This is a genomic window from uncultured Pontibacter sp. (assembly GCF_947502515.1).
Classification (GTDB): domain Bacteria; phylum Bacteroidota; class Bacteroidia; order Cytophagales; family Hymenobacteraceae; genus Pontibacter.
In genome coordinates this window covers 77,779-91,915 of record NZ_CANNAI010000002.1, presented here as the reverse complement: position 1 = coordinate 91,915, position 14,137 = coordinate 77,779, and the positions used below count along the sequence as shown (strand labels likewise).

Below are 14,137 nucleotides of genomic sequence, written 5' to 3'. Positions count from 1 at the left end.
ATCAATCCAAAGAAATTAAATACAATTTCAAAAATATCATAGAAAATGAAAAAAACCACAGCTGTTACGCTGTGGCCTTTCTCAGATGGAAATTCAATACTAATGTATAGTCACTTATACGCAATGGTGAAAAAAAGTATACAATATAGTATGGGCATTTTTAAAACCTCTGTACGCTAGTATCTTCCACTCCTGTCAGGGGAGCCATAGTGGTCATCACCAAAGTCCCTGAACTCGTCTGCGTTTCCATACGAGGCATCGTGGCGGAAGCCATGGTTGCCGCGGCTGTCGAAGTCACGGTACAGGTCGCCTTCCTCTGGATTGTCGTAGTTCGGGTTGTAGCCTGAGTTGTAACGGTAGCGGGTCCGCTCAAAGCGATCCGGGTCAGCAAACCTCGGGTTGCCCCTGCTGATGCGGTCCAGGTCGTTCTCTGAACCATACGGAAGTCCATACTCATCATGCCGTGGCACACCGGTATAGTTGCTGGTATCATACATGGTGTTGTAGTAGTCCGCCATGTTGCCACGGTAGTTGCCTTCAAACCTGTCTCGCTCTTCGTGCCGTGCACGATACTGACGACCAGCTCCTTCGTCTTCCGGTCTTCGGTTCCAGTCGCGTTGCTCTCTGCGGTACTGCTGTTGGCGCGGATGTTCTTCTTGGTATTGGCGGCTGAAGTCGCCATAATTCTGATCTCTATAGTCTCTCATGTTTTTACTTTTTTTAAAATGACAGCCGCAGGGGATGCTCTCCCCTGCGGCTGTTTGATTTTACATATTAATGACGATTGTGCCGGTCTTCGGAGCGGCGCTGGCGGTCATTCTGTCCCCAGCGGTCCATGTTGCTGTAATAGCTATCTTCGCCAAAGTGATCGCGGCCCTCCGTATGGTTGCGGCCTGCAAAGCCTCCGCTATAGTCGTTGTCGTAGGCCGGGTTGTTCATCTCATAACGGCGGTATGACTCGTAGTCACCCATAGAGGAGTGTCCTTGGAAGCCCTGATCGCCGCGTCTTCTCTGACGGCTTATATCATGCCCGAAGGACTCATCATACCGGCCGGAACGTGTCCAGCTGTTTCCCTGCCGGCGCATGTCATCATAGTCGCGGTCGCTGTAGTCGGCCTGCGGGTCATAGTGTCTGCCTGAGTTATAGTCGTCGTTGGGTACATAGCTCATGCCATAGGGGTTATCCTGCCCTCTGCGGTTGCGTGAGGTAAAATCCTCTCCGCTGTACTGCGCACCACCCGGCTGAAATCGACCCTGACGCGAACCGTACTCATGATCTATGTTGGTGTTGAAAGTTCTTGTATCATAGTAATCGTCTTCCTGCTCACCATACCCGCTGTTAAAGTGCGAGTCCACGGTGTAATTGCCGCGGTCTGAGTTCTCGCCGTGGTGATGGCCGTGCGCCCAGCGTGGCTCCATGTTACGATTGTCGCGGTTTTCTTCTCTGTTGTTTCTCATAGCATTGTGGTTTTAATACATACATTATTGCTACTGTTTACGGGCACGCCCCTGCTTTGGGTTAAGGACGCTGCGTAAACTCCCAACCCAAATGTGCGTTTATAGAGGGTGTACCAATCAAGATAAAAAATGGACAGATATAATAACTGGCAGGACCGCCGGGATGAAAACAGACGCGACAATAACCGAAACGACGAATCGCAGTACAGAGGCGCTTACCGCCTGGATGAAGACAGTCACTACAGCACCTACAACCGCTCTGGTCAGGGCGGCAGAGACCGCGATCGTTACAGCGAAGACCAGGGGGGCGACTACATATACCGTCGCAGCCGCAACCTGCAGGACAACGACGACTATACCCAGCGTCAGTACCAGCAGAGCTACCGCGGCGGCTCCCGCCAGGGAGAGTACAGCGACTTTGGTGGCCGCTATGGAGGCAGCGCAGGCATGCGCGACAACCGCTCAGGTTACAATGATCCCAGGAGCAGTGAGCGCAGCGGCAGACAGCAATACGGGGACCATTACGTCAACCGTACATCCGGCAATTTCGACGGCGATTACCGTCCTGACAATTACCCACATCGCCGCGACGAGAACTACGGAAACATGGCCGGCTCGCTGAGCTTTGGCTATGATGGCGACCGCAACTCCGACCCGGACTACAACCGCCGCTACAATCCCATGACCGGCGAAATGCGCGAACGTCAGCGTGACTACGAACAACGACAGCCACGCCGCTATGGCCCGCCTGATCGCACCGGCTCCAACCCCGATTATGACCGCTACTAAGGTATAGGTATAACCTTGGGACCAATTCAGAGTAAAACTTAATACAACTAAAACAGATTGAAGATGAACGCAGATAAGAATAAAGACCAGAACAGAGACCAAAATAAAAGCAAAATAAATGAGGGCAACAAAGTGCCTAATATCCACCCAACAGCCAAGAAGGATCCATCAGAACAGATTCCACGCTCAGAGGAGAGCGATCAGGCAGGTCGCGCCATGGGCAACGAGCCACGCAGCGGCGGCCGTCAGGGTGGCAAAAGCGTAGAAGACGGCGGTCAGGATGTCGGCAGTAGCGCCGGAAGCCGCTAATTCGAGATAATTTCATAGAAGGAAGGCCGGGAATGTCCCGGCCTTCCTTTTTTTATGCCTGTCCTAATTTCGTATCTTTGGCTATACCTGCCCTGTCGCAGCAGTGTATCACAGGTATAGCTAGTCATTTCAGGTATACTAGGTATAGCCGCCAGAGAGGTCCAGAATTTTTACATGAACCAGATCAAAGCACAGGAACACTTAGTTATCATCGGTAACGGCATTGCAGGCGTCACCCTGGCGCAGCGTGTGCGGCAGCGGAGCGACTGCCGCATTACCATTGTGTCGGCGGAGTCGCAGCTGCACTTTTCGCGCACTGCGCTGATGTACGTGTACATGGGCCACATGCGCTTCCAGGATATTGTGCCTTACGCCGACTGGTACTGGCAGGAGCAGAAAATAGAGCTGGTGCACGACTACGTCGAGCGAGTAGAAACAAGCAACAAAAAGCTCGTGCTACGTGAAGGCCCTCCTATGCACTACGACAAACTGGTGCTGGCCACGGGCTCCAGCGCAGCTTATTACGATTGGCCCGGCCAAACCCTGAAAGGCGTACAAGGCCTCGTGTCGCTGCAGGACCTGGAACTGATGGAAGCCAACACGGCAGGTATACAGCAGGCTGTGATCATAGGCGGAGGATTGATTGGGGTGGAGATGGCTGAGATGCTTCGTAGCCGGGGTATAGCCGTCACCATGCTAATACGGGATAAACTGTACTGGCACAATGTGCTGCCCGAAGAAGAGGCCCAGCTTGTGACCGACCACATTCGGCAGCACGGCATTGAGCTGTTGCTGCAGGAAGAACTGCAGGAAATCTTGGCTGATGATGCTGGCCGGGTACGTGCTATACACACGCGTAGCGGCAAAGAGCTGCCCTGTCAGTTTGTAGGCATCACCACAGGAGTGAAACCGAATGTTGATTTCCTTAAGGGCGCAGGTATAGAGATAGAAAAGGGTATACTGGTGAACGAGTTTTTTGAGACGAGCCAACCCGATGTATACGCTCTCAGCGACTGCGCCCAGTTCCGTAATCCCGCTCCGGGCCAGCCGATGATGGAGCAGCTCTGGTACACGGCCCGTCTGCATGCCGAGGCGCTGGCCTCCACCCTGCTCGGTGACCGAAAGCCTTACCAGCGCGGACCGTGGTTTAACTCCGCCAAGTTTTTTGATATTGAATACCAGACCTACGGCTTTGTGCCTGCACGTTTTACAGAGCAGCAGGAGTCGCTGTACTGGCAGAACGAGGAGGCAACCAAGGCCATCCGACTACTCTACGACAAGAAGACTGCCAAGCTCCTTGGTATAAATCTGCTTGGCGTCCGCTATCGCCATGACCTCTGCCACCACTGGCTGCAGCAGGGCTATACCTTGCATGATGTGGTGCAGGAACTGCCTGCAGTGAACTTCGATCCTGAGTTTTTCCAACGTTACGAAGAGGAGCTCTTACGCCAGTACTATACCCGTTTCCCAGACCGTCAGCCACCGGTCAAACACAGCAACTGGTGGGAACTGCGAAAGCGCTTCGGGCTGTTTTCTGACTCTACTTCCTGTTAATTACTGATACTACAGATGCCTACTGCCGTCATTTCCCCTACTGCTACTACTCCTTCTACCACCTCACGGAATGTGGTGAAAATGGTGGGGCTCGTACTCATCAGCATCGGTCTGCTGGGTATACTGGTAGCTGCCGTGGGTGCTGATTACCTCTCTCCTGTTTTTACCGGATTGGGAGGCACAGCAGTCTTCACTGTGGGCGCTCTGCTTTACATCTGGCAAAGCCGACGACGCAAGTCACCTGCCGAGCAAAACCACGGACTCTGGCAACAGGAGGCAACATCACGTGGGGCTTCGGCCTGGGTCATCGGCTTTGTGCTTACTGGTTTTTATGTGCTGCTTTACTGGTTCCCGGACACCCTGCAAGGCCTTATTCAAGCCATGGAGCCCCTGAGCCAGTGGCTGCGCAACCGCCCCAGCGACCAGTGGTTTCTTTACGGCACTTTTTATACCCTGGCCGTGCTGATCATGGGGGTATACGCCCTGCTCAAGTACCGCAACAGCCGCTACCACATCATCCGGACTATTTCGGTGATGTTCTTTCAGCTGGGTTTTGCCTTTCTGCTGCCGGGCCTGCTCCTGATGCTCAACCAGCCGGAGTACTACTTCAGCTATTTCTGGCCGCTCAAGTATGACTACCTCTTCCCGAGCACCATGGAATACCTGGTGCGGGACGGTGCCGCTTTGGGAGTGTTTATGATTTTCTGGGGAGCGGTGTTTTCCTTTCTGGCCACGCCCGTGCTCACCTACTTCTATGGCAAGCGCTGGTACTGCTCTTGGGTGTGCGGCTGCGGCGGACTGGCCGAAACCGCCGGCGACCCTTACCGACATCTCTCCGACAAAAGCCGCAAGGCCTGGCGCTGGGAAGTGGCCATCATCTACCCGATTCTGGGTTTTGTCATTCTCACCACGCTTTTCCTTTGGATCAACTCCTGGAGCGAGGGTCGCTTGCTCGGTGACCTTTCCGGCGGCTTTGCCCAGACATACGGGTTCTTTATCGGGGCCATGTTTTCGGGCGTGATCGGTGTGGGCTTTTATCCACTGATGGGCAACCGGGTGTGGTGCCGCTTCGGATGCCCGATGGCCGCTTACCTGGGGCTGCTACAAAAGTACTTCTCCCGCTTCCGCATCACCACCAATGGCGGACAGTGCATCTCTTGCGGCAACTGCTCCACTTACTGCGAAATGGGCATTGATGTGCGCTGGTATGCGCAGCAGGGCGAGCCGATCATCCGGGCGGCTTGTGTAGGCTGTGGCATTTGCGCGCATGTTTGTCCGCGGGGTGTGCTAAAACTTGAGAATGGCCCACGGGAAGGACGCTATGCCGGTACTCCACTGATCAGCCGCGACGAGCTGCGGATTCTGGATTAGAGCTGTGCGGCAAATACGGTATCTTATTCTGATGAAGGTTATGCTAAAAAAATCCTGAACCTCTGCCTACTTCAACTGGCAGTAAGTCGCGCAGCAACCTCAATATTTATCAGAATGAAACGACATTTCCCTTCATGGGAAAATGCCTGTACAGCCAGGGACAAAGCATTAGCTATACTCACCATTAGCCATAAACGCATCGCGGGCACCTGCTTTTGACAAGTGCCCGCGATGCGTTTAAGAAAACAGGTTAGCCGAGGCTATACCTGTGGATACTACTGCAATTCTTCCTGCTCCATATACTCCCACATGGCATCTTCACTGGCGCCGATCTTAGCAGCGTAAAGCAGCATTGTGGTATACACGGCGATCAACAGAAAACTGAGGGGAATGGAAAATACAAAGGATACAACAAGCGTCTTCACCGGATCAGGCTTTGTTTTCATTTTGGTAGATGCATACCAAAAAAAACAGATGTTGAAGATGCCGGCGAGCGCAATAAAATTGATGATATCTAACATTGGCTAAAAGTTAAACGTTTTTGCTGATTCTTCCCAAGAAGCATGCCATTCGGATTATAAATCTCAAAAGCATACACTTTAGTTCAAATCAATGCTTGTGTATTTTGTATAGTTAAGAATTACGTATGCGTTTTCTACTTAAACTGCATAGTGCAATTTATGCGACATTATTATAAATCACAATATAACATTACAAAAATTTTAACAATAATTTAACAATGTCCAAAAACAGGCCTCCTGAGGCCTAAACGCACCCCTATGCAAGTCTAAACACCTAACAGACAGGTTTATAAATTTATACCTACTTAATATCCCTGTGGGTGCATCCTAGAAAAAATCAACGGCATGCAGCGTATCTGTCTGGGGCTACTTAATGATGACACCTTTCATCCCCGTGCGGCCATAAAACACAGGAAAGTACATCAACTCTGCCTTTGCCGGATTGACGCTGTAGGTGCCGTTGTAGCGCGGCAGTAGTTGGATGGTATAGGTATGCTTTCCTTTGGGCAAACGGTCAGCAAAGATGGCGACTTTGTTCCGGAAGTATTCGCGGTGCACTTCGTAGGGACCTCTGCCTTTTTTCTCGTCGTAAGAGCAGCCAGCAGGAATAGGCACTTCGATCAGCACGTAGTCGGCATCGGCTTTGGCCTCCACCTCCACCTCCAGCTCGACAGGTTTACCCGCCTTAAGGGTGGCCTGGCTAGCTATACCTTTAAAAGAAGTGGACACCACAAAGTCTTTCTGCACTGGCTCAGGGCTGGCGTTCCAGTGCGTCTGGTAAGCGGTCAGGTAGAGCGGCAGCTTGCCTTGCTTGCTGATGATCAACGGCTGCCCCGGCAGGAAGGTCGTGTCCAACGGAACTTTGTCGGCCTCTAGGTGCATTGCCCCGCTCAATTGAAGCGTGTTCTTTAGCTGTGGCTGATTTCCTTCTTCCTTACTCAGCAGGTCAGGCAGCAGTGTCTCCAGGATGCGGGCCGACTCGTAGGTATTGCGCCAGCGGCCGTTGCGGCGTTCGCTCAGCAGGAAGGCGCGTATGTTGGCCAGGTCCTGCTCGTACCCACCGGCCGCTTTCAGGATGTCGTAGGCCAGCAGGGTGTTGGAAATATGGTTATTGAAGAGGCTATACCTGTTCTCACCCCAGTGCAGACCGCCGAGCGTGGTCACTTGCTTATACTTCTGAAGCGTGTCAAGCGGGGCTTCCAGCTTGATCAACTGGCGCATGCGGGTAAGGCGCAGCTGTTCTTCCAGCGATAGTCTGTCACGGTTAGAAAGCTCCTCCACGTAACGGTTATGGTCGACTTTGGCCTGCAGCTTGTGCAGCGTTTCGAGCATCATCAGTTTGTCAATGAAGCGGGCCTGCTCCAGCCGATAGACCATAAAGTCCAGCAGCTTCTGCTCGTCATACTTCGGAGCGTAGCCTTCCGCTTTGGCCAGCGACAGGGCCTCTACCACATGGCTCGTAATCCAGGTATAGGCCGGACCGGACTGCCACCAGGTCCAGGCACCTTCCGGCAGCTGTGTCTTTTCGAGGTGGCGCACCAGGCGGCGGACCATGCGCTCGTGCGTGAACTTCTCCCCCAGCTGTTCCCGAATGCGCTTTTCCAGCAGTAGTCCTTTTAATTTGGAGGCTGCCTGCTCGCTGCACCAGTATTCATATTTGTGCAGGTAGTCGATCTCTTCCAGCATCACCTCCAGCAGATTGCCCTTCGCATGCAGTTTCACGGGACCTTTAACCGGATCGAAATTTAGGGTTACCGTCGTGTCAGCGTGCAAAGCCAGGAAGTGTCCAATAGTTTCTTCGGTGCCTTTGGGGTATACCCGGATGTGGCGTCGCTCGCCATCAGCCATTCCTTCAACTGACCGCAGGGCAAAGAGCACCTCCACGGAGTCAGGTGCGACAGACGGGGCAGTGAGGGTGAGCGTGTCGGTGTGGGCACGCTTGAGCAGAATCTGGCTTTCGCGTACCTGCTTCCCTGCCACCTCAAAGCGGGTACTAATACTGGACGAGTCCGGCAGGTAGTTGAGCGCCTTGCCGATGACCTGCGTTTTGTCGCCCTCCACCAGAAAGCGCGGCATTGCCAGCGTGGCCATCATCGCCTTAAAGGACTTGATGCTGGTGCTGTAGATGCCTGTGCGCTTCTTGCCATCCATACCCAGCACGTAGGTGTTCCAACTGGTAATGTCGCCCGGGAAGGTAACCGGGAAACTCACCTGCCCCTTGCGGTCGGTTAGCAGGCGCGGCTGCCAGAAGGCAAAGTCGGAGAAGTTTTCGCGTATAGCACCGGCCTCATCCACCGGCAACTCTGCGGTCAGGTTGGCAGGACCGCCTTTGCCGCCGATGATGATCACGCCGCCAGCCGCTGCGGAACCATAGAGTGCCATGCCAGCCTCAGCGCTCAACTTGGTCATGGAAGCGATCAAAGCCGGATCCAAGTCAGATAGTTCGCCGCTGTAGGGTACTCCGTTCACTATAATAAGTGGCGAACTGGCGCTTTGGATAGTGGCGTTGCCTCGGATGCGTATACCCTGTGCACGCCCTTCTACTACTGTTGCAGTAGCAGCTGTGTATGTCATTTCACGCTTCTGTTGTACGCCATAACCAACAACGACTACTTCCGAAAGCTGCCGCATATCAGCGCTAAGAGAAGCGTCTACAATCCTTCTGCCTTCGGTGGCTACTTCTGATGTTGTGTACCCGATAAAGCGAAACACCAACACAGCGTTGGAAGGCACACCAAGTTGGTAATACCCGTTTGCATCGGTAGCCGTACCGATGCGCGTGCCCTTCACCAGCACAGCCACACCCGGCAGCGGCGTGCCTGATCCCACATCGACAACTACACCTGAAACGGTGGTGCTGTACTCGTTCAGACCGGAGGTGTAACTGTCGTTGCGCATCTGCCGGATCACTTGCTGCTGCACCTCTATACTCACTCCTCGCTGGGCTTCTCGGATTCTTCTTTTGATCAACTGCTGCAGCACTTGGCTATACCTGTCTGCCTGCTGTTGCGAATTGGGTTTCAAGTATAGCTGCACCTGTCCGTTTGCCTGCACCTGCAGGTCAGTAGCCACATAGCTACTATCCGGAAACAACAGTGCCAGCCGGTACTTGCCGATCGGTATACCTGTCATCAGGATATTATTGCCGCTATAGAGTCGGGCAGAATCTGGCTGGCCGGCCTTGTGCAGGACGGCTACGGCAGGCATTAGCGTGAAGGCGCTGTCGAGTCGCCAACCTACACGACCTTTGGGCAGGTAGTCATCGTAAAGCGGATTGTTGCCGAAGGCTTTCTGCAGCCAGAACTGATGCTGTAGTTCCTCCCACTCCTGTTGCAGTTGCTGCTCAGTTGAGGCTTTGTCGTATAACGGCACCGGATTTCGCTCCTTCTTGTTCCAGTTGCCAAGGTGAACATGATCCGGCAGGAGCTTGCGCTCGCGCATTTTGAGCAGCTCCCGCTCAAAGGTATAGGTATAGCCGGCCTCCAGTTCAAATGAGGTGTTGAAACGGTTATACCTGGTGAACTGCAGATAGCCCGGCGAGAAAGGCCCCGCCAGCACGGACTTTGTTGCCGAGTAATAATGGTTGTTCCGGGTAGGGTTATCCTCAATGCGCAGCACCCGGCGGCCTTGCTTCAGATAAGACAGATCGCTACCGAAATTATGTTCCACCTGCAGCAGGTAGCCGTGCAGATTGTTGCGCTCCCGGGTCGAGAGGTAGTCTTTCCTTTCAGCTTCTTTCGCATAGGGCACAGTACCTGACGTGAGGTCAGCACTCAGTACCAGTTTGTGGTAAGGCCGCAGGTATACGCTGTCGAGTGTAACCAGCTTGTCGGCCGTTCGCATCACAATGGTGTGGTAGCCACTGTCGGCCACAAAGGAGTAGGCTGGCACTACATCCGTTCCCGAAAAATAAACCGGCACCCGGTCAAGGTATACCACATGCACGGGCACCACCCTGCCGGAGTCTACCACAAAGGGCGAGAACTGCGTCAGACTGTCGCGGGAAAGGCTGTACTCGGTGAAAATGCCCTGCTTCGGGTAGAGGAAATTGTAATAGGCGATGCTGTCGAGTCCCATCCGGCGACTCCATTCAGTCCAGTCCATGAGCTGCGTGGCGGCTTTGGCCTCGTTGTTCAGCCGCAGCTTCTGGTAGGATTTGCGGCCTTTATACCTGTCCCAGGAAGGCAGGCTGGGCACACCCTGTGCCGTGAACTTTGATGTGATGGCATAGGCGGTAAGATCGGTATTGGGCACTGGTTTTCCTTTGGCATCACGCACGGTCACAGTTAGGTCGCTCTGCTGGCCCGGGTATACTACCTGAGGCGCTTCCACCTCCAGGTTCAGGGTATACCTGCGGTGCGGGGCCACTTTTTCATCTGACCGGATCTCGCCGCCCCACATGTAGCGCAGTGTCACAAAATAAGGATCGTCGCCACGCAGGGCACGGGTATAGCGCAGCTCCCGCTCCCGCCCTTTGCCCTGCTCCACCAGTTTATCGCCTCGGTACACGAAGTACCAGTAAGGCAGCTTCCGCGGATTGTCCAGCACGAAATAGAGCGAATCGTTACTACGATCGGTATAGGCCTGCACTAGTGCATTCTCCGGATTCAGGGCAAGCGTTTCCTCCTGTTCCGGAGTCTGCAGTATGTAGCGCCGCACATAGGGGTTCACTGGCAAACGGTAAGGCAACTGCACCTGCTGCTCCAGTACTTTGTTGCCTTTCGCGTCAACGGCAATCAGCTTTGCCTGGTGCGGCATGGGCTTGCCGCCTTCCAGGTATTGGGCCAACAGACTGTCCTGCGAGAGCGAAAGTTTCAGCTGTCCCGGCAAGTAGGTATAGCTAGCTTCGGCCGACTGAAAGGTGCGCTCATTGCTGCTGTTCAGAAAGTCAGCCCTGACCTGGAAGCGCAGGGAAGCTTTCGGGAAAGCCGTGGCAGGTAGGTAGATGCTAGTTTCGCCGGCAGCCTCCAGCGGCTGGCTGTGCTTCCAGAGCGTGTCCGGTACAAACACCTGCTGCTCCCGCGACCCGAAAACCTGCCGGGTAAGCACCACCACCTCTACCCGGGCGTCGAGCAGGTTGAGACCGTTGGCATCCGTGCCGCGCACATGCAGCTGGTTCTCCACACCCGCCTGGTGCTCTTCATGCGCCAGGCGCAGGGTATACTTGTTTTCCTTCAGTTCATAGTCTTCATAAGTGAAAGAGTGCCGCACCAATTCATCCCCCCGCTTATTGGTCCGTTCCAGCGACAAGGTATAGCTGGCATCCAGGCGGAGGTTCAGGCTGTCGTGCAGCACAAACCAACCTTCGTATGCTCCCTTGCTGTAAGGTGCGAGCTCCCCCATCTTCTTGCGCCTGATATTATAGCCATTTAGCATCAGCTGCGCCTTGTACTGCACTGGTCTGCCGTTTTGGTTCACCACATAGGCTTTATACCTTACCGTGTCGCCAGGCTGGTATAGCGGTTTGTTCGTAACGAGGTAGCCTTTATACTTTTCAGGTTTGTCAAGACGGTACTCTTCGTCAAAAATGGAAGCTATACTGCGGATCCATCCTTGTGGCTCCCCCCACCTAATGGTTCTGTACACATCCCAAAACGGGCGCCACGTGTAATAAATGGGCCACGTGTTGATCAGCCGCTGCCACCACTTTGGCTTGTAGTGATACTGATGCTGCGGTGTGAGTTCCTCATAAAAGGTTAGGCCCGAGTGGCTCACGCTGAGGATTCCCTTTTTATGCCCCTTCTTTAGGCGGTAGGTATTGGTTTTGCTGTCGAATGGCACACGCTGCTTGCCAGCCATCACCTCTGCATCGGTCACCAGTTGTCCCATACTGTCATGCACCAGCAGAGCGAGCTCCGGCTGCAGGTGCAGCAGCTTCGCCTGCAGCTTGCTCTTCGTCTCCAGCCAGTATACCAGGTCAGGGCCTTGGGCATGCATGTACAGGTAGTGGCCTTGCGGCAGCGGCTTCGTGTAAGTCTTGTTGATGGCAAAGGAATCGACTACCGTGTGAAAAAAACTACTTTTTACCACATCCGGCCCCTTCTCATAGATCTTCAGGGCTTGCTCGTCGGTGATGCGGTAGATGTAGGTATAGGGGCTGCGGAGTTGGGACTTAGCCAAGCGCCCTTGCGCGAAGGCCTGTATCGAGAGCAGGGAAAAAAGCAGTAGCAGCGGTAGTTGTCTTAGCATAGCGGCGGCATCAATTCCTTATCAATATACTAAAAATAATATATTGAAACCCCTGCTTGTCAGACCCGGCCTTAGAGGTGGTACAAGCGGGCTACCTGACATTTCATAACCTCCCTAAACAATCCACTTGAGCCCATATTACATTTTAACAACAATGACTTATTTAAACAGCATATTGATTTTATACAATAAATAAACAATCAACTTATCAGTAGTTATTGAGGTTTTCAGTAATAAAAATCACCATTATAAATCATTGACTAAATTTATTGCAAAGTAAATAACTATATACTAATTACCCCGTACTTTAAAAATACAATACTCACCCAATAATATGTTTTTAATTTTATAGTATTAAATAAAGGACTCCCGCTGCTAAAGCACCTCCTTTGTATGTTAAATTTTTTTCAGGAACGTCGACATGGAAATAACCAACCACACCTCGCACCAGAATCGCCATATCTCTTTTGTAAAAGGCCTTGTGAAAGAACAAGCGCTTGATAAAGTTCACCAGGCAATCGCTAAAGCACCGACGGACAGCACAAAAGAACTTTGGATCGACTGTTCGCACGTTGACCGCCTGCACCTGACCAACAGCAGCATCTGCTCTTTTGTGAGCGAACTACTCAAAATCCGGAAACAGAACGTTAAAGTCGTGCTCTATGACATGAATGCCACCACTGAGCGCCTGTTCCGATTGCTCCGCCTCGACTCACTGTTTGACAAGGCCAGTTCAGAAGACAGGGCAGCGCTACAAGGCAACTCACAGTCAATCGCCGCCTAAAACATTACTTACAGCAACAGAAAAGCCCCGGAGAAGTCCGGGGCTTTTCTGTTGATACTAGTATCCCGCCAATTGCTTTGAACATGTGTTGCTCAATGGGCGTTAAAATCAGCCACTTTCACAAGTAGCTTGCCTGTATTCTCCCCCCTGAACAAGCCGAAGAAGGCCTGTGGCAATTGATCAAACCCTTCTACAATATGCTCTTCGTACTCTAACTTACCGGCTTTAAGCCAACCCACCATTTCTGTGGCCGCTTCCGGAAAGCGTGCGGCGTAGTCACCCACAATAAAGCCTTTCATGAGAGCGCTCTTCTTCAGCAGGATTGGCTCCACCCGCGGACCTGTCGGAACTGAGGTGGCATTGTACAGCGCGATCTGTCCGCAAACTGCAATGCGTGCAAATTTATTTAGCAGACCATACACGGCATCCGATATCTCTCCTCCCACATTGTCGAAGTAAATATCCACGCCATCGGGGCAGGCGGCTGCCAAAGCTTGCTGCATATTGTCTGTGGTTTTGTAATTGATGGCCTCGTCAAAGCCAAGGTCATTTTTGAGGTATGCTGTTTTGTCATCGGAGCCGGCTATACCGACCACGCGGCAACCTTTGAGCCTGGCAATCTGCCCGACCACAGTGCCAACAGCTCCCGCCGCACCCGACACGACCACCGTCTCTCCCTCTTTCGGTTCTCCGATGTAGAGCAAACCGCAATAGGCTGTCAGTCCGGGCATACCCAGTACACCTAAGTGATAACTCAGCGGCGCCAGATCCGGGTCCAGTTGGTTGAGGCCTTTGCCGTTGGAGATGCTATAGGTTTGCCAGGGCAGGTTACCCAACACTATTGCCCCTGCTTTATACCTGTCGTTCCGGCTTTCAACGACTTCTGCCACCACACCTCCGGTAATGGGCTCGTTCAGGTTATAGGGAGCCACATAGGATTTGGCGTCGCTCATGCGACCGCGCATGTAGGGGTCCACCGATGCGTACAGCGTCTTGAGCAAGAGCTGCCCTTCCTGCAGTTCTGGTAGCTTTTCCTCTTTGAACTCAAAGTTTTCCTTCGTCGGCATACCCTTCGGACGACTTTTCAATAGAATGCTCTTTGTTTTCATACCTTACAGTTTGTTATACCTGTGTTGTAAGTAAAACACATGGAAGAGGTTAT

10 protein-coding genes are annotated in these 14,137 nt (G+C 52.9%); 5 read left to right on the top strand and 5 right to left on the bottom strand.

Translation table 11 applies throughout. The annotated features are described in order from the left end of the window. Nucleotides 1-176: 176 nt before the first annotated feature. Nucleotides 177-707, bottom strand: a complete 531-nt coding sequence (locus tag Q1A54_RS05165) for a hypothetical protein (protein WP_299985598.1) — start codon at nt 705-707, stop codon at nt 177-179. A 67-nt stretch (nt 708-774) separates the two neighbouring features. After that, nucleotides 775-1,458: a hypothetical protein gene (locus tag Q1A54_RS05160; RefSeq protein WP_196120539.1), complete on the bottom strand. Its 684-nt coding sequence runs from the start codon at nt 1,456-1,458 to the stop codon at nt 775-777. Between the two features lie 129 nt (nt 1,459-1,587). Between Q1A54_RS05160 and Q1A54_RS05155 the strand changes: the two genes are divergently transcribed. From Q1A54_RS05155 to Q1A54_RS05140, 4 genes are all read left to right on the top strand, one after another. After that, nucleotides 1,588-2,247 (top strand): hypothetical protein, encoded by a 660-nt coding sequence (locus Q1A54_RS05155; RefSeq protein ID WP_299985595.1) that lies wholly within the window; start codon nt 1,588-1,590, stop codon nt 2,245-2,247. Nucleotides 2,248-2,310: 63 nt separating this feature from the next. Continuing rightward, nucleotides 2,311-2,556: a hypothetical protein gene (locus tag Q1A54_RS05150; protein ID WP_299985593.1), complete on the top strand. Its 246-nt coding sequence runs from the start codon at nt 2,311-2,313 to the stop codon at nt 2,554-2,556. A 174-nt stretch (nt 2,557-2,730) separates the two neighbouring features. Then, complete coding sequence (locus tag Q1A54_RS05145) at nt 2,731-4,110, top strand: FAD-dependent oxidoreductase (RefSeq protein ID WP_299985591.1); 1,380 nt, start codon at nt 2,731-2,733, stop codon at nt 4,108-4,110. A gap of 15 nt (nt 4,111-4,125) precedes the next feature. After that, nucleotides 4,126-5,481, top strand: coding sequence for a 4Fe-4S dicluster domain-containing protein (locus Q1A54_RS05140; RefSeq protein WP_299985589.1), 1,356 nt, complete (start codon nt 4,126-4,128; stop codon nt 5,479-5,481). Nucleotides 5,482-5,756: 275 nt separating this feature from the next. Here the strand turns inward: Q1A54_RS05140 and Q1A54_RS05135 are convergent, their stop codons facing one another. Both Q1A54_RS05135 and Q1A54_RS05130 read right to left on the bottom strand, forming a co-directional pair. After that, on the bottom strand, nt 5,757-5,927 hold the full coding sequence (locus Q1A54_RS05135; RefSeq protein ID WP_230392283.1) for a hypothetical protein: 171 nt from the start codon (nt 5,925-5,927) through the stop codon (nt 5,757-5,759). 441 nt (nt 5,928-6,368) lie between these two features. Further along, a complete protein-coding gene (locus tag Q1A54_RS05130) occupies nt 6,369-12,191 on the bottom strand; it encodes a carboxypeptidase-like regulatory domain-containing protein (RefSeq protein ID WP_299985587.1) in 5,823 nt (1,940 codons plus the stop codon). 421 nt (nt 12,192-12,612) lie between these two features. Between Q1A54_RS05130 and Q1A54_RS05125 the strand changes: the two genes are divergently transcribed. Next, nucleotides 12,613-12,975 (top strand): anti-sigma factor antagonist, encoded by a 363-nt coding sequence (locus Q1A54_RS05125; RefSeq protein WP_299985585.1) that lies wholly within the window; start codon nt 12,613-12,615, stop codon nt 12,973-12,975. A 92-nt stretch (nt 12,976-13,067) separates the two neighbouring features. Here the strand turns inward: Q1A54_RS05125 and Q1A54_RS05120 are convergent, their stop codons facing one another. Next, the gene (locus Q1A54_RS05120; RefSeq protein WP_299985583.1) at nt 13,068-14,084 is read right to left on the bottom strand and encodes an NADP-dependent oxidoreductase; all 1,017 of its coding nucleotides are present in this window, start codon (nt 14,082-14,084) and stop codon (nt 13,068-13,070) included. Between the last annotated feature and the right edge of the window lie 53 nt (nt 14,085-14,137).

Coding starts and splice junctions, on each gene's coding strand:
- Q1A54_RS05165 (WP_299985598.1), bottom strand. CDS start 707: ATGAGAGACTATAGAGATCAGAATTATGGCGACTTCAGCCGCCAATAC.
- Q1A54_RS05160 (WP_196120539.1), bottom strand. CDS start 1,458: ATGAGAAACAACAGAGAAGAAAACCGCGACAATCGTAACATGGAGCCA.
- Q1A54_RS05155 (WP_299985595.1), top strand. CDS start 1,588: ATGGACAGATATAATAACTGGCAGGACCGCCGGGATGAAAACAGACGC.
- Q1A54_RS05150 (WP_299985593.1), top strand. CDS start 2,311: ATGAACGCAGATAAGAATAAAGACCAGAACAGAGACCAAAATAAAAGC.
- Q1A54_RS05145 (WP_299985591.1), top strand. CDS start 2,731: ATGAACCAGATCAAAGCACAGGAACACTTAGTTATCATCGGTAACGGC.
- Q1A54_RS05140 (WP_299985589.1), top strand. CDS start 4,126: ATGCCTACTGCCGTCATTTCCCCTACTGCTACTACTCCTTCTACCACC.
- Q1A54_RS05135 (WP_230392283.1), bottom strand. CDS start 5,927: ATGAAAACAAAGCCTGATCCGGTGAAGACGCTTGTTGTATCCTTTGTA.
- Q1A54_RS05130 (WP_299985587.1), bottom strand. CDS start 12,191: ATGCTAAGACAACTACCGCTGCTACTGCTTTTTTCCCTGCTCTCGATA.
- Q1A54_RS05125 (WP_299985585.1), top strand. CDS start 12,613: ATGGAAATAACCAACCACACCTCGCACCAGAATCGCCATATCTCTTTT.
- Q1A54_RS05120 (WP_299985583.1), bottom strand. CDS start 14,084: ATGAAAACAAAGAGCATTCTATTGAAAAGTCGTCCGAAGGGTATGCCG.